This window comes from Limnobacter sp. (genome assembly GCF_043511195.1).
GTDB lineage: Bacteria > Pseudomonadota > Gammaproteobacteria > Burkholderiales > Burkholderiaceae_B > Limnobacter.
This window is the reverse complement of record NZ_CP121330.1, coordinates 68,743-88,550: the sequence shown is the minus strand read 5'-3', so window position 1 is coordinate 88,550 and position 19,808 is coordinate 68,743. Positions and strand designations below refer to the sequence as shown.

General features: G+C 53.2%; 19 protein-coding genes. 12 read left to right on the top strand and 7 right to left on the bottom strand.

The genetic code is table 11. The features are described 5' to 3' along the window. Nucleotides 1-2: 2 nt before the first annotated feature. From P0D43_RS00450 to P0D43_RS00440, 3 genes are all read right to left on the bottom strand, one after another. Nucleotides 3-1,049, bottom strand: coding sequence for an efflux RND transporter periplasmic adaptor subunit (locus P0D43_RS00450; protein ID WP_341238124.1), 1,047 nt, complete (start codon nt 1,047-1,049; stop codon nt 3-5). Continuing rightward, nucleotides 1,046-2,437: a TolC family protein gene (locus P0D43_RS00445; RefSeq protein ID WP_341238123.1), complete on the bottom strand. Its 1,392-nt coding sequence runs from the start codon at nt 2,435-2,437 to the stop codon at nt 1,046-1,048. The genes P0D43_RS00450 and P0D43_RS00445 overlap by 4 nt, the downstream gene beginning before the upstream one ends. Before the next feature lie 68 nt (nt 2,438-2,505). Continuing rightward, nucleotides 2,506-3,171, bottom strand: coding sequence for a TetR/AcrR family transcriptional regulator (locus P0D43_RS00440; RefSeq protein WP_394672966.1), 666 nt, complete (start codon nt 3,169-3,171; stop codon nt 2,506-2,508). 162 nt (nt 3,172-3,333) lie between these two features. Between P0D43_RS00440 and P0D43_RS00435 the strand changes: the two genes are divergently transcribed. From P0D43_RS00435 to P0D43_RS00425, 3 genes are all read left to right on the top strand, one after another. Beyond that, nucleotides 3,334-3,987 carry a response regulator transcription factor gene (locus tag P0D43_RS00435; protein WP_341238121.1) on the top strand — a complete coding sequence of 218 codons (654 nt, stop codon included), beginning with the start codon at nt 3,334-3,336 and terminating at the stop codon, nt 3,985-3,987. Nucleotides 3,988-4,163: 176 nt separating this feature from the next. Next, nucleotides 4,164-5,513 (top strand): NADP-specific glutamate dehydrogenase, encoded by a 1,350-nt coding sequence (gene gdhA / locus P0D43_RS00430; RefSeq protein WP_159568844.1) that lies wholly within the window; start codon nt 4,164-4,166, stop codon nt 5,511-5,513. A gap of 99 nt (nt 5,514-5,612) precedes the next feature. After that, entirely contained in the window at nt 5,613-6,314 is a 702-nt protein-coding gene (locus P0D43_RS00425) for an NAD(P)H-dependent oxidoreductase (protein WP_394672965.1), read from the top strand. Nucleotides 6,315-6,427: 113 nt separating this feature from the next. Here the strand turns inward: P0D43_RS00425 and P0D43_RS00420 are convergent, their stop codons facing one another. Beyond that, nucleotides 6,428-7,033 (bottom strand): hypothetical protein, encoded by a 606-nt coding sequence (locus P0D43_RS00420; protein ID WP_201301415.1) that lies wholly within the window; start codon nt 7,031-7,033, stop codon nt 6,428-6,430. 230 nt (nt 7,034-7,263) lie between these two features. Here P0D43_RS00420 and P0D43_RS00415 point away from each other — a divergent pair, with 230 nt between their 5' ends. From P0D43_RS00415 to P0D43_RS00380, 8 genes are all read left to right on the top strand, one after another. Continuing rightward, nucleotides 7,264-8,406, top strand: a complete 1,143-nt coding sequence (locus P0D43_RS00415) for a PAS domain-containing sensor histidine kinase (protein WP_159568842.1) — start codon at nt 7,264-7,266, stop codon at nt 8,404-8,406. Then, nucleotides 8,406-9,029 (top strand): response regulator transcription factor, encoded by a 624-nt coding sequence (locus tag P0D43_RS00410; RefSeq protein ID WP_159568841.1) that lies wholly within the window; start codon nt 8,406-8,408, stop codon nt 9,027-9,029. Before P0D43_RS00415 ends, P0D43_RS00410 begins: the two co-directional genes overlap by 1 nt. A 112-nt stretch (nt 9,030-9,141) precedes the next feature. Further along, nucleotides 9,142-9,822, top strand: a complete 681-nt coding sequence (locus P0D43_RS00405; protein ID WP_394672964.1) for a DJ-1/PfpI family protein — start codon at nt 9,142-9,144, stop codon at nt 9,820-9,822. Nucleotides 9,823-9,851: 29 nt separating this feature from the next. Beyond that, nucleotides 9,852-11,213 (top strand): CmpA/NrtA family ABC transporter substrate-binding protein, encoded by a 1,362-nt coding sequence (locus P0D43_RS00400; RefSeq protein ID WP_394672963.1) that lies wholly within the window; start codon nt 9,852-9,854, stop codon nt 11,211-11,213. A 5-nt stretch (nt 11,214-11,218) separates the two neighbouring features. Then, nucleotides 11,219-12,067, top strand: coding sequence for a nitrate ABC transporter permease (gene ntrB / locus P0D43_RS00395; protein WP_159568838.1), 849 nt, complete (start codon nt 11,219-11,221; stop codon nt 12,065-12,067). Between the two features lie 12 nt (nt 12,068-12,079). Beyond that, nucleotides 12,080-13,054: an ABC transporter ATP-binding protein gene (locus P0D43_RS00390; RefSeq protein ID WP_201301445.1), complete on the top strand. Its 975-nt coding sequence runs from the start codon at nt 12,080-12,082 to the stop codon at nt 13,052-13,054. Beyond that, nucleotides 13,051-13,494 (top strand): cyanase, encoded by a 444-nt coding sequence (gene cynS, locus P0D43_RS00385; protein WP_008250133.1) that lies wholly within the window; start codon nt 13,051-13,053, stop codon nt 13,492-13,494. The genes P0D43_RS00390 and cynS overlap by 4 nt, the downstream gene beginning before the upstream one ends. A gap of 80 nt (nt 13,495-13,574) precedes the next feature. Next, nucleotides 13,575-13,946: an FKBP-type peptidyl-prolyl cis-trans isomerase gene (locus P0D43_RS00380; protein WP_201301414.1), complete on the top strand. Its 372-nt coding sequence runs from the start codon at nt 13,575-13,577 to the stop codon at nt 13,944-13,946. A gap of 520 nt (nt 13,947-14,466) precedes the next feature. Here P0D43_RS00380 and P0D43_RS00375 read toward each other — a convergent pair. Genes P0D43_RS00375 through senB form a run of 3 tightly spaced genes read right to left on the bottom strand, consistent with a single transcriptional unit; the run spans nt 14,467 to nt 18,492 of the window. After that, nucleotides 14,467-15,156, bottom strand: coding sequence for a TVP38/TMEM64 family protein (locus P0D43_RS00375; RefSeq protein WP_159568836.1), 690 nt, complete (start codon nt 15,154-15,156; stop codon nt 14,467-14,469). An 11-nt stretch (nt 15,157-15,167) separates the two neighbouring features. After that, entirely contained in the window at nt 15,168-17,453 is a 2,286-nt protein-coding gene (gene selD, locus P0D43_RS00370; RefSeq protein WP_394672962.1) for a selenide, water dikinase SelD, read from the bottom strand. Then, nucleotides 17,440-18,492, bottom strand: coding sequence for a selenoneine biosynthesis selenosugar synthase SenB (gene senB / locus P0D43_RS00365; protein ID WP_394672961.1), 1,053 nt, complete (start codon nt 18,490-18,492; stop codon nt 17,440-17,442). The genes selD and senB overlap by 14 nt, the downstream gene beginning before the upstream one ends. Nucleotides 18,493-18,611: 119 nt before the next feature. Here senB and P0D43_RS00360 point away from each other — a divergent pair, with 119 nt between their 5' ends. Then, nucleotides 18,612-19,805 carry a methyltransferase gene (locus P0D43_RS00360; RefSeq protein ID WP_394672960.1) on the top strand — a complete coding sequence of 398 codons (1,194 nt, stop codon included), beginning with the start codon at nt 18,612-18,614 and terminating at the stop codon, nt 19,803-19,805. Nucleotides 19,806-19,808 lie beyond the last annotated feature (3 nt).

Here is a 19,808-nt window from a genome sequence, read left to right as displayed (position 1 = left end):
CTTTACTCCTGAACTTTCACGGTTTCACCGTCGTGCAGATAGGCTGCACCGGTACTGACCACCCGTGTGCCTTCTGGCAATGTGTCCTGAAGGGCCAGGCGGTCACCTTGTATAAAAGCCACTTGAACAGTTTGGCGCTTCACGGTGTTGTCAGCTTGAATTGTGTATATCCAGGCGGCTTTGTTGTCACCTTCCACGACAGCTTCAATGGGCAGGTAACTGCGGGTGCCGCTGAAATTGGCAGGTTCAATGCGGGTACGGCCTTGCATGCCCGAGAGCAGGTTTAGCTTTTCATTGGCGCGCGTGTCCACTTCAACCAACACGCCGTAGGTGCCGGTGGCGGGGTCGGCCGCCTGGCTCAGCTCTATCACCTTGGCCGGCCATTTGACACCGGGAAGCGCATCAAATTGCACTTCTGCCTTTGCACCCAGTTGAACGTGTATGGCCTGCTTGTCAGCCAGGCTCGCTTTCATGACAAAGCCGCTGCTTTTGCTGCCAAGCAGCAATATTGGTTGACCTGGTGATACGACCTCGCCTGTTTGGGCAAATCGTTTCAGAATAACGCCGTTGGCCTGTGCCTGAATTTCTGCAGTCTGGCTTGCATACTGCGCTTGGCTCAGTTGCGCGCGTGCCGCTTGTGCAGCGGTTTCAAGGTTGTCGAGTTGCACCCTGGAAATGACTTCCTGAGCGCGCAATGTTTTGCCGCGTTGCAAATCGCGTTGTGCTTTGTCAAATCCTGCGCTGGCTTGGCTAAGCGCAGCGTTGACGTCTTGCTTGTTCAGTGCGGCAAGGCGCTGGCCTTTTGCCACAGTTTCACCTTCGCGCACTGTGATTGTTTCGATCACACCGCCCACTTTAAAACTTAAACGTGTTTCATCGCGAAACGCACCAATGCCCGCAACTTCAATCAGGTTGGCGGCTGGCCCGGTTTGCACCGTTTCGGTTTTTACCAAACGGTATTCCACCGCAGGCGCTTCCTCGGGCGTTGCCGGGCCACAGGCGGCCAGAACGAGAAGGGAGAGGGCTGAAAAGACGGATACGGGTTTCATGGTTGAGCTCCTTCCTGTTGGCTTGGCTCGGGAATGTTTCGGTTGTTGTATTGCCAAATTGCGTGATCGATTCGGGCTTGATAAACCGCAGTCACCAAACCAAGGCGCGCTCTTGTGGCACTTTGTTCTGCGCTCAAAAATTCAACTTGTGTGGTTTCACCCGCATCGCGTTTTCGCTCGTTGATTCGAAGGCTTTCCTCAGATGCCGCCTGTTGGGCCATGCGGGCTTGAATGCTGTCCAGCGACACCAACAGGTTTTCTTTGGCCTGCAATTTGGCCAGTTGCAATTGTCGGTTGACCTGTCGCGCACGCGCTTCGAGTGCTTGCACCTGTGCCTGGCTGCGTGCCACCTCGCTGCTGCGAATGCCCGCATCGGCCAAGGTCCAGTTCAGAACCACCGATGCGCTGGCAAAGCCAGTGTTCGGACCCGTGCTGTAGTCGCGGCCCTGGTAGCCGCCTTCAACTGAATAACCCAGCGTGGGTTTGTAAGTGGCCCGGCTGGCATCCAGCTGCGCGCGTTGGGCGGCCAGGCTGCGTTCGAGTCGGGTTAGTGCCGGGGCAGGGGTAGTGCCCAGCGTTTTCGGAGTGAGTTCGTTCAGCAATGTATCAATGGCACTGGGGCTGAGGTCTTCTTGCGGCAGTTCAACAACACTGTTGTTGGGCGCATAGCGCAGCAGGTTGAAATATTCCTTGGCCAGCAAAGCCTGTGTTTGGGCTTGACGCAAAGCCACCTGAATTTCAAGTGTTTCGGCCTCGGCGCGTTTGGGCGCATCCAGTGTGGTTTCACCGGCTTTGTACAGCACCGTGTTGATACGCTCGTTCTCTTGCAAAGTGCGCAAGCTCGATTCAAGTATGTTGATACGGGCCCTGGCCTGCGCGTACTGCCAGTAGGCGGTATGCAGGTCGCGTACCAATTCTTCTTTGACCTGCAACTGCGCGGCTTCTTGCGCGCCCACTGCCTGGGTTTGCGCTTGCAGTTGGCGATCCAGTACGGGTTCGTAAATCGGCCCTCGCACAATCAGGCGCGTGTCTTGTTCTGTGGGGCGCAGCAGCGGTATGGATTGATTTTCAACAGTGGGGAATCGCGCGGGCTGACCTGCCGCAATGGCCTGTGCGTTCAGCGTGGCGTACACCGGGTTCAGCAAATCGCCTGCCGGAAAATCAATGGTGCGTCCGCCTTCGGCCACGCTTGCCCGCGCCTGCAGGGCAAGGCTGGGGTAAAAGCGCGCACGTAAATTTTCAAGTCGCTGTCGCTCAGCTTCGACTTCGAAGCTGGCCTGTGCCAAGGCCGGGTTATTGGCCATGGCTTGGCTCAAGTACTCATCAAGGGGGGCGTTGGCTTGACTGGGTTGTTGAATTTGAAAGGCCATCAACAGCAATGCAGCCATTAGACGTCTGTCAAGCAAGGAGTAAAAAAAAGCGCCCCTTCGATGGGCGCTTGGGAGAAAATGTTCGATCATTTCTTGCCTCCGCAATTGCGGTTGATCAGGGATTGCATGACCAGCTCTACAGCTTGATTCATGAAAGACTCTTTGGAGATACCCATGGTTGCCATGAAGTTGGCTTTGGTTTGTGCCAACTGAATGGTTCCGTGCGTGAAACCCCACAGGGTGATTGAAATTTGCATCAGGTTTTCAAGGTCGGCACGCAACGTTTTGTCGGCCATGCCGGTGGCCAAAGCAAGCACCATTTCTTCATGCACTTTTTGTCCCGCTTGAATCATTTCGAGCGCAGAGTTACATGGATCGCCAAATGCCATGTCGGGCGAAGACGCTTCAAACTTGGACATTGCGGCAAAGTGTGTGGGGTATTCTTCAGAAAACTGCATGTAGGCATGTCCAATGGCGCGGATTTGCTCCTCACCGGTGACATGCTGTTTTCGCACAGCTTCAAACATTTCGCGCAGTATGCGCAAACCCCGCAGGCAAATGGCCAAATGCAAGGCTGCTTTGTCTTTGAAGTACACATACACGAGTGCGCGAGACACTCTCGCCTTGCGCGCAACCTGGCCCATGGTGGCCGCGTCAAAGCCCTTTTCAGAGAAAACAAGTTCGGCTGCGTCCAGAATTTCTTCCCGGCGGCGTTCCTTTTCTTCTTCTCGACGTTCGATCACATAGTTCATGGAATGGATCTTAGTTTAACCGTTGACATGGTGTCAACGGTTTTTTGATTCGACTGTTCGAAACCCTGATTTGAATCGATTTATCAAGTTTGTTTGCCGCACGGAGTGGGCGCTTCGTCAATTAAAGTTAAATCATGGTGAATTGTTTCTGTGAGAAGCGCGGTGGTTAAAAAACTGGAAGGTCTGGAGCGGCAAGTGGTGTATGTGATCGATGATCACCCGATCATTAGTTTCGGTTTGGTCGAAATGGTGAAGGACATTGCACCCCATGCCCGTATCCGCCAATTCTCCACGCTGAAAGAAGCGGCACGCCATGCAATAGAAGAGTTTCCCGCCCTGATCATCACCGATTTTCATTTGCGCGATGTGCAAGCTGAAACTTTCATTGGTTTGTTCGAAACCTTGTTTCCGGAAATCCCGGTATTGATTACTGCGAACGACGACAAGGTGATGGGACACTTAAAACGCCACCAGCTGGATCGGTTCATCGCATTTTCAAAATTCACTCCCTTTTCAAAAATGATCGACTTGATTCGGGTGGGCTTGAGTCAAGCCAATATTGAACTGCTCCAAATGCCTGTGCTTTCCAAGGCCTTGACCCACAAGCAGGTTGAAGTACTCGAGTTGATTGGGGCCGGGCACAGCAACAAGGAAATTGCCCTGCTTTTAAAGATCAGCGTAGAAACTGTCAAAGGCCATGTGAAGGACATCCTGGAGCGACTCAAAGCCAAGAACAGGATGGAGGCATCCATCATTTATCGGCATACCCAGATTCAAAAACACAGTGCTGCAGAACCGAGTCTGCACAATAATTAGTCAGGGCATCTAATTCCTCATGTTTTGAAGGGCTTGGACTACTTGTCCACATGCTATCCCCTAGGTTGTGCCCACTTTTTGGGGATATCCACAGCAATCCAGAGTGCTCAATTTCAATCGATTCGGTAAACTGCTTACACGCAGTCCAATGTCGTCCTTTAACAGGAGAATAAGAGATGAGCAGCTCGCCAGAACTAGAAGAGTTCATGAATGGACTGATTCGCAGAAATCCCGGCGAACCAGAGTTTCACCAAGCAGTGCATGAAGTTGCGCAGCACATTATTCCTTTTGTCGCCAAGAATCCGAAGTATGAGTCTGCACAAATTTTGCAGCGGCTGACCGAGCCTGACCGCATTGTCAGTTTTCGCGTGTGCTGGGAAGATGACCATGGCAATGTGCGCACCCAACGTGGTTACCGTGTGCAGCACAGCAATGCGATTGGCCCGTACAAAGGTGGCATTCGTTTTCACGACAACGTGACTCAAAGTATCCTGAAGTTTCTCGCTTTCGAGCAAACATTCAAGAACAGCCTGACCGGTTTGCCTATGGGTGGTGGCAAGGGTGGCTCAGACTTCAATCCCAAAGGGAAAAGTGATCGCGAGATCATGCGTTTTTGCCAGGCTTTCATGACCGAGCTGTCCCGTCACATTGGTCCATTCACCGATGTACCCGCAGGTGATATTGGTGTGGGTGGTCGCGAGATTTCTTACATGTTTGGCCAATACAAAAGAATTCGTAATGAATTCACGGGCGTGCTTACTGGCAAGGGCCTGGCGTTTGGGGGCAGCGAAATTCGAGTCGAAGCCACCGGTTATGGCGTGGTGTATTTCATGGAAGACATGTTGAACCACAAGGGCCTGAAGTTTGACGGCAAGATTTGTTCGGTCAGTGGTTCGGGCAATGTGGCGCAGTACGCAGTTGAGAAAATTCTGACACTGGGTGGCAAGGTGATCACCATGTCGGATTCTTCCGGAACGCTTCATGACAAAGACGGCATTACCCTGGAAAAGCTGGCACATATCAAAGAACTCAAGGAAGTGAAGCGCGCGCGCATCAGTGAATACCTCGAGAAGTATCCGCAAGCCGAATTTATTGCGGACAAACGTCCCTGGCATATTCCATGCGATCTGGCTTTCCCCTGCGCTACCCAGAATGAAATCAACGCGGAAGAAGCTGACTTGCTGGTTAAAAATGGTTGCATGGGTGTGTCTGAAGGCGCCAACATGCCGTCTGAAAAAGGTGCCATTGATGTGTTCCAGAAAGCGCGAATTTTGTTTGCACCTTCGAAGGCAGCCAATGCAGGTGGGGTGGCTGTCTCGGGTTTGGAGATGACCCAGAACAGCATGCGCCTGTCGTGGTCACGCGATGAACTGAACCAACGCCTGCGTGCCATCATGGGCGATATTCACATGCGTTGTGTCAAGTATGGTGCCGAAGAAGATGGTCACATTGACTATTTGAAAGGCGCGAATGTGGGTGGCTTTGTGAAGGTGGCTGATGCGATGCTGGCGTATGGCGTGATTTAAAAGCACAGTGGTTTGAATCGCAAAGGGGGAGCCCGTCACCAGGCTGCCCCTTTTATTTTGGTAGGATGGCTGGTCAATTTTCACAAAGATACCTACGCCATGAATGTTCTAATTGTGCATGCCCACCCCGAGCCGCAATCGTTTTGTACCGCGATGATGAAACGAATGCGAGATCGTTTCGAGGCACAAGGCCACACCGTGACCGTGTCGGACTTGTATGCGAAGCAATTCAACCCGGTGGCCAGCGCCAGCGATTTTCCCGACCGCGGCAATCCAGACTACCTGGTCTATGCCCTGGAGCAACGGCACGCTGAAAAAAACAATACCCTGCCTGTAGACATCGCGGAGGAAGTGCAGCTGCTCAAAAATTGCGACCTGCTTGTCTTGAATTTTCCGTTGTACTGGTTTTCCTTGCCCGCTATTTTAAAAGGCTGGATTGACCGCATATTTTTATCTGGCGTGGTTTACGGGGGGCGCAATTTCTACGACCGCGGTTTGATGAAAGGCAAACAGGCCTGGTTGACTTTTACCTTGGGCGGTCGGGAGCACATGTTTGGTGAGGAGGCGATTCATGGCGAATTGAATACCATGCTGCGCCCTGTACTGCGAGGCAGCCTGGGTTATGCCGGGTTCGATGTGATTGAGCCCTTTGCTGCTTATCATGTGCCTTACATTTCTCCAGAAGCTCGAGTCGAAATGCTCGAGCAACTCGACACTGCAGTAGATACATTGGGTTCCCGCTCGCGGGTCTCGTATCCCAGTCTGGACAATTTCGATCCTCAGATGAATCCATTGAAGTAAGCAGGCAATAAAAAACCCGCGGTGCTTTCGCACAACGGGTTTTAATGAAGTCTACAGAAGACCTTTCATACGAAAGGTCGTGTAGCGGTCTTATTATTTTTGCTATTTCTGGATTACTTCATGCCCAGTTGCTTTTTGATCTTGGCGATCACGTCAGTTTGAACTGACTTGACCATGCCCTTGACTTGTTTCTCAAGGTCCTTGATCTGCTTCTGAACATCACTCAACAATTTCTTGCGGTCTGTTGCGCTAAACACTGACTTGGCTGCTGCGGCTTTCGCCTTGGCAGCTGGCTTTGCTTTGGCCACAGTCTTCTTGGCTTTGGCTGCAGCATTCGCTACGCTGGCAGTGGCTGCCTTTGCGCGGGATGTGACTGGCTTCTTGGCTGCTGGTTTCGCTGCAGGTTTTTTAGCAGCCGGCTTCTTGGCAGCCGGCTTCTTGGCAGCTGGTTTTGCGGCGGCGGGCTTTTTGGCTGCAGCAGGTTTCGCTGCTGGCTTTTTAGCTGCGGCAGGTTTCGCTGCTGGCTTTTTCGCTGCAGCGGGTTTTGCTGCTGCTGGTTTTTTCGCGGCGGCGGGTTTTGCTGCTGCTGGTTTTTTAGCTGCGGCAGGTTTTGCAGCGGCTGGTTTTTTTGCAGCGGGTTTTCTTGCTGCTGGTTTTTTAGGAGCTGGGGTTGTTTTGCTTGCCTCGGCTTCGACTGGCTTTTGATCTGTTGTAACCATGTTGTGTAACCTTCCTTAAACGGTGTGGTGAGTTATGTGTACATCAAATTTAATTAACTGAAAAGCTTTTTTCATCAATACATGATCAACAACCCGTTTGTGTGTATTTTTCAATAGCTTTTGTCGTTTTTTTTTCGCACCAACCGTGTGCAAATTTTCATAATTTTTTCTGATATTTATTGGCACCGCTCTTGCTAGTTTGATGTTGAATTAACTTCAGGTGCACCACCTTGTTCAAGCATCTTTCCAAACTTTCCCATCACGCTGCCTGGCGAAGGCAGCTTGAGTTATTACTCGATTCAACCGGCGAAGGTATTTACGGCATCGACCTCAAAGGTCGCTGTGTTTTTATCAACAAAGCAGGTGCGGAAATGTTGGGTTACTCGGCCGACGAAGTGCTGGGCAGAAACATGCACTACCTGATGCACCACTCGTATGCCAACAATGATTTGATGCCAGTTTGTGAGTGCCATATTTTCAGAGCTTTTCAGGAGAACAAGGGTTGCCGCGTGGACAATGAAGTGCTGTGGCGCAGAGACGGTACTTGCTTTCACGCCGAGTATGCTTCTTATCCAATCTTCGAAGAACAAACTGTGGTGGGCGCTGTGGTCACGTTCAACGACATCACCGAACGGGTCGAAGCGCAAAATATTCGACAGGCGGCACAGGTGGAGTTGGAACGTCGCGTGTTTGAGCGCACTGCACAATTGCAAAAAGCACACGACAGAATGCGCAGGCTTTCTGCACACCTGACCACTGTTCGCGAAGAGGAGCGAACCCGAATCGCTCGCGAAATGCACGACGATCTTGGCGCCAAGTTGACTGCATTTGATCTGGAGTTGAAAGCGCTCTCCTATCGTTGCGCAAACGACGAAAAACTAACCCTGAGAATTGAAAGCATGTTGAGCCTTGCACAGGGTGCAATGGAGAGTTTGCGCCGAATACTTTCCGACCTCCGCCCGGGGGTTCTTGATCATCTTGGTTTGTGGGCGGCAGTGGAGCATTTGCTGGGCGAGTTTGCACAACGCACCAATGTGGTGAGCTCGCTCGACATTGACCCGGCACTGGAACATGTCCGCTTGAGCAAAGCGACGGAAACGGCCTTGTATCGAATTCTGCAAGAAGCCTTGAACAATGTCGGTAAGCATGCCGATGCAAACCGGGTAGATGTACAGGTTCACACTGAAGGACGTGCCGTTGTGTTTCAGGTCAAAGACAATGGTCGAGGCATGGCTGTTCGTACCTTCAATGCCGGGTTTGGTTTGATGGGTATTGAGGAGCGGGCTTGGGACATTGGTGCGCGTTGCTCGATTGATTCAATTTTGGGGCAGGGTGTTTGCATCAAACTGCGCTTGCCCGAGGTACTGGCCTAATGAATATTCTGATCGTGGATGACCACATGATTATTCGCCGCGGACTGGTCCAGATTCTTGATGAGTTTGGTGGGCAGTACATTAGCGAGCAGGCAGCCGATGGCGTGGAGGCCATGCAGAAACTGCGCAAAGGCAATTTCGACGCAATACTGCTGGACGTGGCCCTCGGCGAGCGAGATGGGTTTGATGTGCTTAAAAGTGTACGGAGCGAATTCCCAAAGCTGGGCGTTGTCATGTTGTCTGTGTACCCAGAAACCCAATTCGCCCTTCGGGCTATTCGCAGCGGTGCCAATGCTTATCTGAATAAAGGATGCTCGCCCGCCGAGTTGACGCAGGCCCTTCAAATGGCCTGCGCGGGGCAAGTGTACCTAACCCCTGCTACGGCCAATTTAATGGCGAATGATTTGCGCAAGCCCACGGACCGTGCGCCGCATGAACGATTGTCCAACCGCGAAATGCAGGTGCTGCGTTTGATGGCGCAAGGCGAAACAGTTCAACACATTGCACAGGCGCTTTGCCTTTCGGGCAATACGGTTTCAACTTACCGGGCCCGCGTGTTCGAAAAACTGGAACTGAAAAATCTTGTTGATCTTGTGAACTACACCAAGCAACACGGCCTGTAGTTTTCTTGTAGGGGCAGCACTACAACACAATCACAAATGGCGTGATACCCAGCCCAAAGCGGGCACGGCACACTGAATTCATATTCAACGCAGTGTTGCTGGAGAAGCGCGAATGGCCAGAATGCAGGGTTTCAGACTGGGTGTGTACGTATTCAAGGAGGCCGAGGTGGTGGACTACGCAGCCCCCTACGGTGTGTTCTCGGTGGCCAAGCGTTTCGATCCCGAACTGGAAGTGTTCCTGGTTGCTGAAAGCATGCGACCTGTGCAAACGCAAGCGGGCTTTACCGTGCTGCCTAACTATTCATTTTCTGACACACCGGCCATGGATGCATTCCTGATTCCCGGTGGTTTTGGTACCCGTCAAGAAATGAACAATGGCAATTTGCACCGTTACATTCGGACCCTTTCTGACAACTGCTTGCTCACCAGTGTGTGCACGGGTTCGTGGATCTATGCCCGCATGGGGTTGCTCGACGGCCTTGCTGCCACCAACCGCAAAGAACCCGATCGCCTTGAAGCGTCGCACTTGGGTAAAACCCCGATCGACCGCCTTGCGGAAATTGCACCCGCTTGTCAGGTAAGCCATGCACGTGTGGTGGATGCAGGTCGAATCGTGACCGGTGGCGGAATCGCCAGCGGCATGGAAATTGGCTTTCACTTGCTGCGCCGCGCAGGTTACGACGAAGAGTTTATCGCTGAGGTGGCCCGAGTGATGGAATACACCAAGGCCTACCAGCAATACCAGCACGACATTGATTACTTTCGCCCCGCTTTGAACCGCGCTTCAGCCTGATTGTTGCTTAAACCGCTTAGGAGTTCACCATGTCTTTTTTCAAGAACCCGTTTGACCCCAACACCCGTCTCGGCATGCGTTGCGCCTGTGGGCAACACAACAGCCAGGCTGAGCATGATCAGCAATTGGCAGTGCAGCAAATGGAAGAGCGTGCTGTTGAGAATGCAGTGATGCATGCGCTGTTTCCCAACGACCAATTGCGCCGCAATTTTCTGCGTGCTGTGGGCAGTGGCACGGCCATGGCCGCAATCGGCAGCATGTTTCCGTTGGCGGCAGCCAAAGAAGCATTTGCACAAAGCAATGGCCCCTTGGAAAAGCAAAAGCTGAAAGTCGGCTTTATTCCGATTACCTGCGCAACACCCCTCATCATGGCGCAGCCCTTGGGCTTTTATGCCAAGCAAGGTCTGGATGTTGAAGTGGTGAAAACTGCGGGTTGGGCGGTGGTGCGCGACAAAGCGCTTGCCAAAGAATACGACGCAGCACACATGCTTTCGCCCATGCCATTGGCCATTTCCATGGGGGTGGGTTCAAACGCCATTCCGTGGACCATGCCAGCTGTTGAAAATATCAATGGTCAGGCCATTACATTGGCGATGAAGCACAAGGACAAGCGCAACCCCAAAGATTGGAAAGGTTTCAAGTTTGCGGTGCCTTTTGACTATTCCATGCACAACTACCTGTTGCGCTACTACCTGGCCGAAGCTGGTTTGGATCCTGACCGTGACGTACAAATTCGCTCGGTACCGCCTCCCGAAATGGTGGCCAATATGCGGGCCGACAACATTGACGGCTTCCTGGCGCCCGACCCTGTGAATCAGCGTGCCGTGTACGACGGTGTGGGTTTCATTCACATTCTGTCAAAAGAAATTTGGGCGGGGCACCCATGCTGTGCGTTTGCCGCCAGCAAGGAATTTGTGACCCAAAACCCGAACAGCTACAAGGCGCTGTTGAAGGCTGTTCTGGATGCCACGGCCTACGCTCGAAAAGCAGAGAACCGAAAGGAAATTGCAGCAGCCATTGCGCCCACCAATTACCTCAACCAGCCGCTGACTGTGGTGGAGCAGGTGTTGACAGGCACCTACGCGGATGGCTTGGGTGGCATTCAGAAAGACCCGCAGCGTATCGACTTCGACCCCTTCCCGTATCAAAGCTTTGCGATCTGGATTTTGACGCAGATGAAACGCTGGGGCCAAGTCAAGGGCGACATCGATTACAACAAGATTGCGAAAGATGTTTTCCTGGCCACGGACGCAACCCGTTTGATGAAAGAGCTGGGCATGCAAGCGCCACCCAGTTTAGATAAAAAATTCAGCGTGATGGGCAAACCTTTCGATCCCAAGAAGCCGGAGGAATACCTCAACAGCTTCGCAATTTCCAGAACCAAGGGATAAGCGGCATGAAAAGTTTCAAGAATCAGAAATGGGCGCCATCGGCATTGTCTGCATTGATCCTGGTCGTGATGCTGGCGATATGGACCATTGCAACAATGCCCGAGGAATCCGAAGTGATCGTAGACCCCGAGTACGCTGCCCTGGTCGGGCAGGCTGCTTCCACGGGCGGAGAAACCCCATTGCCCACACCGGGTGATGTGGGTGCAAAGCTGTGGGGCCATGTCAGTGACCCGTTCTACGATCGCGGTACCAACGACAAAGGCATTGGCATTCAACTGGGCTACTCCATTTTCCGCGTGTTGGTGGGATTTGGTTTGGCGGCCTTGGTGGCCATTCCCTTGGGCTTTGTGATTGGCATGTCGCCTTTGCTTTACAAGGCGCTTGATCCTTTCATTCAAATTCTGAAACCAGTGTCGCCTTTGGCCTGGATGCCGCTGGCCTTGTACACCATTCAAGACAGTGATACTTCAGCCATTTTCGTGATCTTTATTTGCTCGATTTGGCCCATGTTGGTGAACACCGCCTTTGGTGTGGCCGGGGTTCGGCGCGATTGGTTAAACGTCGCCAAAACTTTGGAGGTGAGTTCGCTGCGCACCGCTTTTCAAGTGATATTGCCTGCAGCCGCCCCCACCATCATGACCGGCATGCGCATTTCTGTTGGCATTGCCTGGTTGGTGATTGTGGCCGCTGAAATGCTGGTGGGCGGCACAGGCATTGGTTACTTCGTATGGAACGAATGGAACAACCTGTCGATTGCCAACATCATCAGCGCCATTTTGTTCATCGGCTTGATCGGCATGTTGCTCGATACGCTGCTGGCTCGCATGGCCAAGCTGGTTAGCTACAAGGAGTAAACAACAATGACAATGACTGAACACAAGATATTCAGCAAAGACCTGGTGCCCACTGAGAAAGCTGCGGCCTTTCTGCAGGTGGAAGGTTTGGTAAAAAGTTACGCACCAGATGACACCAACGTGCCGCCTGTTTTTGAGGCAGTGAACTTTGACATTCAGAAAGGCGAGTTTGTCTGCATCATCGGCCACTCGGGCTGTGGCAAAAGCACCATTCTGAACATTCTGGCTGGCTTGGACGAAGCCACTCAGGGCTACGTGATCATGAACGGCAAAGAGGTGGTGGGCCCGTCGCTGGACCGTGGCGTTGTGTTTCAAAGCCATGCGCTGATGCCCTGGATGACCGCGCTGAAGAATGTGGAGTTTGGTGTACGGTCGCGTTGGCCTGAAAAGTCGCCAGAGGAAATCAGCGAACACGCCATGAAGTACCTGGACATGGTGGGTTTGAACAAGGCGGCCAACAAAAAACCGCACGAGCTTTCAGGTGGTATGAAGCAGCGTGTGGGCATTGCCCGCGCATTTGCCATTCAGCCGCAAATGCTGTTGCTTGATGAACCATTCGGCGCGCTCGATGCACTGACCCGCGGCACCATTCAAGACGAGTTGTTGCAAATCGTGAAGGCGACCGGTCAAACAGTGTTCATGATTACGCACGACGTGGACGAAGCCATTTTGCTGGCCGACAAGGTGATGCTGATGAGCCATGGCCCGCGTGCCCGCATTGCGGAAATTGTTGAAAACACCATGCCGCGCGAACGCACCCGAAGCACCGTGCACCATGATGCACAGTACTACGCCATTCGCAATCACCTGGTTGATTTCTTGGTGAACCGCGCCGCGCCGGCGACGGAACCAGATGGCAACACGCTGAATGCCGAGTTGCACAAACAACCCCCAGTGGTACGCCCTGGCTTGAAAGCCTTGAGCAACACGAAAGTTAGCACCGAGACAACACCCCCACTAAATTTGATTCAAAGGAGTGCACCATGAAACGAACCGATGTAACCGAAATGATCGTATTGGCCAAGCGCAAGAAAAAATGCACTTGGGACGACTGCGCCAAGGTACTGGGCCAGTCCAAGGAATGGAGCACAGCCGCGCTGCTGGGCCAAATGACCTTGACTGAAGAACAGGCTAAAAAAATTGGTGAGTACTTGGCCTTGCCACCCGAGGCGGTGGATTGTTTGCAAGTGGTGCCTTACAAAGGATCACTGCCAACAGCCGTGCCCACCGACCCGTTGATCTATCGCTTCTATGAATTGATCAGTGTGTACGGCACCACCTTCAAGGAGTTGATTCACGAGGAGTTTGGTGACGGTATCATGAGCGCCATCGACTTCAAAATGGACTTGCAGCGTGAGCCCAACCCCATGGGTGATCGGGTGAGCATCAACATGAGTGGCAAATTCTTGCCTTACAAAACCTATTGATTTCAAGGTCGAATTCCAGGTCAGCTAAACGCCCCGGGTTAGAATAAGCGCTTGTCTTAATTCTTCCCTGGGGTAATGCCGTGACTGATTCAACTGCAAACAATGCCGCTGCTGGCGACGAACTCGTACTGCCTTCCGGCGTGAAGCTGACTTTTAAAAAGCGCGGTACTGGCACACAAAAACCTACACCAAACTCCATCGTTGAAGTGCACTATGAAGGCACCTTTCTGGACGGTCGCGTGTTCGACAGCTCCATCAAGCGCAATGAAAAGATCTCCTTTCCGCTGAACCGCGTGATTCCTGCCTGGACACAGGCCTTGTGCGAAATGGTGGTGGGTGATCGTGCAATCGTGTTCTGTCCTTCAGACACGGCATACGGCGCACGTGGTGCGGGTCCAATTCCCGGCAATACGGACTTGGTGTTTGATGTGGAGTTGTTCGACATCCGATAAGCGGATAGCGGGTTACTTGTGTCGCCTGTCACTGGTGACTCCGGATCTGAACTTGAAGGGTCGCTGCTGCGGTATATAGCTCAACTCGGCATGGGTTACTTGTGTCGCACTGAAAACCGCTTGATCCCTTTTTGAAATTCACCCTGACTCACCTCGCTCGGCAAAAGGGCGGGCCGAGTCTCGGTGTCGGCCTTAGGCCGACCGTGGCGGGTGAATTCAATCGGGGCGGTTTTCTTCAAGTGCGCCCCAAGCACTCCCACTACCGAGTTGGCTTAAACCGGCGCCAGCGTTTCTCCACCACCACGCAACTCACCGCGGTTCAATGCCCAATCGGCGGCGGAGTTTCGATCGCCTCGCCTTCAAGAAAACCTGCCCGTTTGAATTCACCCGCCGCGGTCGGCCATAGGCCGGCACCGAGACTCGGCCCGCCCTTTTGCCGAGCGAGGTGAGTCAGGGTGAATCTCAAAAAGGGAAATACAGGTTTTCAGGCGAGAGATTGAAATCCAAGCTGATTGGGTTTTCAAGCCACTTTGCGTAGTTGAAACTGCCGCGTTCCCCATTGAATCAGGAACGGCACCAAGGCCAGTGCAGTCAGCGACACCACCACTTCCAGCGAGATCAATTCTTCAAGCTTGTTGACCTTGGACAGTTCACTGCCTGCATTTACATACAACATGGTGCCGGGCAACATACCCAGGAAACTGGTCCACAGAAAGGTCCATGGTTTTACCCGCGTAAGGCCAGCCAGCAAATTGAACGCAACAAATGGGATGATGGGAGCCAAGCGCAGGCTGAGCAGGTAAGTCACTTCGTTCTTTTCAATGCCTTTGTTGATCTCATTCAGTTTGTTGGTAAATCTGCTTTCTACCGAGGACCGAAAAAAGTGGCGCGCAAACAGCATGGTGAGTAAAGCGCCGAAGGCAGACGCCGCAGTAGACACCACCAAACACAAACCAAATCCCATGCAGCCACCGCATACCAGCATCAGCACGCCCGCACCCGGCAGGCACAGCGCGGTGAGCAGAACAAACACACCGAAGTAAATCAAGGTGACCAGCGTGGGGTTGTCCATGAAGTGCATGGTCAGTTCACGTTGAGCCATTAGCATGTCTTGCAGGGACACATCAGTGTTCAGCCACACCAACAGCAGCAAAGCTGCGACAAGCAGCAGTGCTGTTTTTTTCCAGTGTTGTTGAACTGTATGGGGCATGCGCTGCTTCCTTAGCCTTTCAATACAATCGGTTCAATCGCATCGCCTTGCGGCAAAATTCGACCAATAATCGCGGTGTGTTCATAACCCAGTTTCTTTAAGGCGGCCACACAGGCCTCGGCCTGCTCGCCAGGTACTGTCGCCAACAAACCACCTGCGGTTTGTGGATCAAAAATTAGCGGGTAGCGCGGATCGTTCACATAATCAGCCTGATTGCGAATGGCTCGGCGCAAACGCACATTGGCCGGTTGCAGAGAACTGACAATGCCCGCACTGACCATTTCAAGGGCACCGTCCAGCAAGGGCAGGGCACTTAAATCAAGTTCAGCATCCACTTCGGAAGGCCGTGTCATTTCTACCAAGTGGCCCAGCAGCCCAAAACCAGTCAAGTCCGTGCAGGCTTTGGATCCGTATTCGCGCAGGCATTGAGCACCCACGCGATTACTTTTCACCATCGATTCCAGTGCAGCATCAATCCAGCGACCTTTGGTTTTCAGCTGCGGCAGCGCGGCGAACAGCGTTCCGGTTCCAATTGGCTTGGTCAGCAAAATGGCATCGCCGGGGCGCATGCCGCCTTTGATCATCACGCCGCCCAGGTTTTCATCGACCAAACCATTGATTGCAAAACCCAGTGCCAGTTCACGGCCTTCGCCAGTGTGTCCACCCACCAGTGCGCAGCCAGCGTCATTTAATACTTCCACGGCACCGCTCATCATCTGGAACAACAATTCCTCTACCTTGGATTCAAGGCCGGGTGGCACGGTCACCACGGCGGTGGCCGATTGCGCCTCGCCACCCATGGCGAACACATCGCCCAAAGCGTGGTTGGCTGCCACCTTGCCAAAAATATAGGGGTCGTCTACAAACGCCCGGAAAAAATCAACTGTGTGCACCATGGCTTTGCCGGGCGGTACTTTCACAATGGCCGCATCGTCGGGCGCGTGCAGGCCCACCAATACATCTTCGCGATCCACCGGCTTTAAGTTACCCAAGGCGCGAGATAAAACTGTGGAACCCACTTTGGCACCGCAACCACCGCAGCGCATGGCAATTGCGGAAATGGCCTGAAGGTTTTCTTCCTGCGTGAGTGCCAGGTTGGGCGTGTTGCCACCTGCGGGTTTTGCATTCGGATCCATCTGGGGAAATTCGCTGAACTTCGCCATGAAGCGGCGATCAATCCAGTCTTTCCACTGCCACACCCAAGCACCCGCAAAACCGAGATTTCCTTTGGATGCCACCGCGTACTTGTCGCCAGTGCTGATCAAGGCCAGCCAGGTTTTTTGGGGGCGGTATTCCAGCAGGTCGATCCCCTGCACAAACAGGTGCAGGTTTTTGGTCAATGGTTTGCCCATGCGCACCGCGAACACGCCCGCTTTTTCCAGCGGTGTGCTGGTTAAATTGGCAATGTCGCCTGCTGCAAAAATTTTTGGATCGCGCGTGGTTTGCAGGGTAGGGCCCACATTGATGAAACCGCGGTCGTCTAGTTCAAGGTCGGTGTTTTTCAGCCATGCAGCGCCACCGGCTTGTGTTACCCACATGATTTCGTCGGCGTGTAAATGCTCGCCTTGTTTGGTTTGCAGGGTGTGGCCGTCCAGCTGAACCACTTCCGCATCGCGGTGCAGCACCACGCCACGTTCATTCAATACTTTTTCGAACCGTGCGCGCACACCGGGGTTGTGGGTGGGCAGTACATCGGCATCTGCGGTGAACAGGTGAAATTCCAGTTCGTCGGGGTTGCGGCCCATGGTGCTTAATTCATTGCGCAAGCGAAACTGCATGGCCAGGGCCAGTTCTACACCGCCTGCACCGCCACCGACCACAGCAATGGTGGTTTTGCCAGCATGGGTTTTTACACGTTCAAGCAAATTGACCCAGCGTTGGTTGAAACGCGCAATCGGCTTGACCGGCACTGCGTTTTCCAGGGCACCTGGCACCAGTTGCACTTGCGGTGTGCTGCCAATATTGATCGACAGGGCATCGTAAGCAACCGGGGGGCGGTTTTTGCAAATGACTTTTTGATTGGCGCGGTCTATGCCCACCACTTCGTCTTTGAACAGCCTTGCCCCTGCGAAGGCGCACAGTCGGCCCAGGTCAATGTGTACGTCGTCGTAACTGTAATGGCCTGCAATGTAGCCAGGCAGCATGCCGGAATAAGGGGTGTGAATGTCGGTACAAATCAGGGTAAGCCGCACACCGGGCCACGGCTTCATGCCAAACATGCGCAGCACACCCACATGGCTGTGGCCGCCGCCTACCAGCACGATGTCACGAAGAATGGGTTGGTCAGATGTTTGCATGGTGTACTTCTACTTCGTTGTTGTTTTGATTGGCTCGTTGTACGAGTCGAATTAACTGGTTTTGTTCGTTTTCAGGTGCAAATAACCTGGCCCGGTCGGCGCACTGGTTTTTCAGCTTGGTGTACACACTGGATTTACCCGGTGGCAAGGGTTTCGGATTCACAATGTCTTCAAGCAACTGGGTCAGCATGTTGGCTAGTGCATGGGAATTGCCCAGTGGAAAGTAACCGGGGTAGCCTGCACCCAGCATGCCAATGTTGCCATCAATGTAACTGGCCACCACAGGTGTGCCGCTGCACACCGCTTCCATAATGACATGTGCCCCACCTTCCATTTTGCTGGCGTGTACCAGCACATGGGCACGCTGAATACGGGTGCGGGTTGCACCGTGGGCTTGGTTGCCAAGCCAGCGGTAGTTGGGGCACACCTGCATGGTTTCTTCAGCGGCTTGGGCCAGTTCCGGGTCCAGGGGGCCACCAATGTGGTCAATGAAAATTTCCGGATAGCCACGCAACAGCACCGCCGCTTCCATCAGGGTTTGCGGCATTTTTTCATCGCGCAAATGGCCCACCATGATCACCTTCAAGCGGCGCTTGGGTTTGGGCAGTGTTTTGCGTGACGAGGTGGACTGAAAGATCACAGCGGTTTTCGGCTGCAGTGCTTCGTTCAGTTTCTCAATGCCTTTTTCTTGCAGCACGATCAGGTGCTGCGCCAGTTCCAACGATTTTTGTGCGGTTTCATCGGTTTCAATGTCTCGGTACAGGTCGGTCCCGGTCAGGGCCAGCACCAAGCCAGGGCTGCCTTGTTTATTCACGCCACGACTGTGCGCCCAAGCAGCAATGGAATCGGCAGATCGACGAGCGTGTAGCGCGATCATGACTGCATCGTGAACGGTGGCAGGCGTGTTTTCCCAATGTTTCACAATGCGCACATTAAAGTGCTCGGACAAAAACAGCTGCCAGCGGCGGGCGGTTTGCCAATTGCCATTATTGGAATCGGCAAGTGCGGGGCTTACGATGACGACAGACGGTTTAATCAAGACAACAGCCACTTAATTTGACAGAAGGGAAACTCGGGCATGAACCACCCAAGGTGGTACACTGCGACCCTGAAGAAGTTTACACGATCCATGCCCTGCCAATCACCGCGAGAACCCGCATGCACCCAGCCCAAGACAACCCTGTAATTCAATGGACCAAGGGCGAAGAAACCTTTCGTGCACGCTGGCAGTCGGAGCGCAACCTGGCCGTGCCGGGCAAAGTGATGCTGGCAGACGACACGTTGACCGCAGACACCGCCTACCGACTGGCTTGCGAGGGCAATGTATTTCTGTGGCAAAGTGATTTTCAAAATGCCCGCCAATTGATGCAGGCCTTGGTTCGCCGGGTGGATAAAAGCGCAGAGCACAAAAAAAGCAAAGCTGCCAAAGCGAGCAAGACCGATGTTGAATACCCACAAAAATTTCATTTGTACCGCCAGGCACAAGCCCAGCGCGCACGTATTTTGGGTTCAATCCTGATTCCGTTTAACGCTGATTACACCATTTCCTTGCGCCGTGCACCCGATGTGTTGGCAGCCTGCACTGAAGCATGGGGCGAGCCACAGGCCGATGGCCCCATGATTGTGTGTTCATTGCGGGAGATGATGGGCGTGGTGGGTGCGTACGAATGGCGCAAAAAAGGCGTGGATGTGCCTGCGCTTGGTGATCCGCCCAACAACCGAATTCATCCGTATTACGGCGTTTTCTCGCCAGTGCGTGGCGAGTATGTGGATTTGGTGTTGAAAGCCCCATTGCCCAAAGCCTGTGAAGTCAATGGCTCGGCGGTGGATGTGGGCACTGGTACTGGTGTGCTGGCCGCTGTGTTGGCGCACCGCTGGTTGAGCAATATTGTGGCCACCGACAACGATCCGCGTGCGCTGGAATGTGCGCAATTCAATATTCAGAATTTGGGCATGGGCAAGCAGGTGAAGGTGGTGCAAGCCGATCTGTTTCCTGAAAACAAAGCCGATTTGATTGTGTGTAACCCACCGTGGTTGCCGGGCAAGCCCACCTCACCGATTGAACGCGCCATTTATGATGAACACAGCGGCATGCTGAAGGCGTTTTTGGCGGGTTTGGTTGCGCACTTGAATGCAGGCGGTGAGGGCTGGTTGATTTTGTCCGACTTGGCCGAACACCTGAAACTGCGCACACGCGAAGAGTTACTGGGCTGGATCGAGCTGGCTGGTTTGAAAGTGTTGAGCCGCATGGATGCCAAGCCGAAACATGGCAAGGCATTTGATTCTAGTGATGCGCTGTTTGATGCACGTTGCAAGGAAGTCACCAGCTTGTGGCGACTCGCTGCTGCCTAAGGA

Coding starts and splice junctions, on each gene's coding strand:
- P0D43_RS00450 (WP_341238124.1), bottom strand. CDS start 1,049: ATGAAACCCGTATCCGTCTTTTCAGCCCTCTCCCTTCTCGTTCTGGCC.
- P0D43_RS00445 (WP_341238123.1), bottom strand. CDS start 2,437: ATGGCTGCATTGCTGTTGATGGCCTTTCAAATTCAACAACCCAGTCAA.
- P0D43_RS00440 (WP_394672966.1), bottom strand. CDS start 3,171: ATGAACTATGTGATCGAACGTCGAGAAGAAGAAAAGGAACGCCGCCGG.
- gdhA (WP_159568844.1), top strand. CDS start 4,164: ATGAGCAGCTCGCCAGAACTAGAAGAGTTCATGAATGGACTGATTCGC.
- P0D43_RS00425 (WP_394672965.1), top strand. CDS start 5,613: ATGAATGTTCTAATTGTGCATGCCCACCCCGAGCCGCAATCGTTTTGT.
- P0D43_RS00420 (WP_201301415.1), bottom strand. CDS start 7,033: ATGGTTACAACAGATCAAAAGCCAGTCGAAGCCGAGGCAAGCAAAACA.
- P0D43_RS00410 (WP_159568841.1), top strand. CDS start 8,406: ATGAATATTCTGATCGTGGATGACCACATGATTATTCGCCGCGGACTG.
- P0D43_RS00405 (WP_394672964.1), top strand. CDS start 9,142: ATGGCCAGAATGCAGGGTTTCAGACTGGGTGTGTACGTATTCAAGGAG.
- P0D43_RS00400 (WP_394672963.1), top strand. CDS start 9,852: ATGTCTTTTTTCAAGAACCCGTTTGACCCCAACACCCGTCTCGGCATG.
- ntrB (WP_159568838.1), top strand. CDS start 11,219: ATGAAAAGTTTCAAGAATCAGAAATGGGCGCCATCGGCATTGTCTGCA.
- P0D43_RS00390 (WP_201301445.1), top strand. CDS start 12,080: ATGACTGAACACAAGATATTCAGCAAAGACCTGGTGCCCACTGAGAAA.
- cynS (WP_008250133.1), top strand. CDS start 13,051: ATGAAACGAACCGATGTAACCGAAATGATCGTATTGGCCAAGCGCAAG.
- P0D43_RS00375 (WP_159568836.1), bottom strand. CDS start 15,156: ATGCCCCATACAGTTCAACAACACTGGAAAAAAACAGCACTGCTGCTT.
- selD (WP_394672962.1), bottom strand. CDS start 17,453: ATGCAAACATCTGACCAACCCATTCTTCGTGACATCGTGCTGGTAGGC.
- P0D43_RS00360 (WP_394672960.1), top strand. CDS start 18,612: ATGCACCCAGCCCAAGACAACCCTGTAATTCAATGGACCAAGGGCGAA.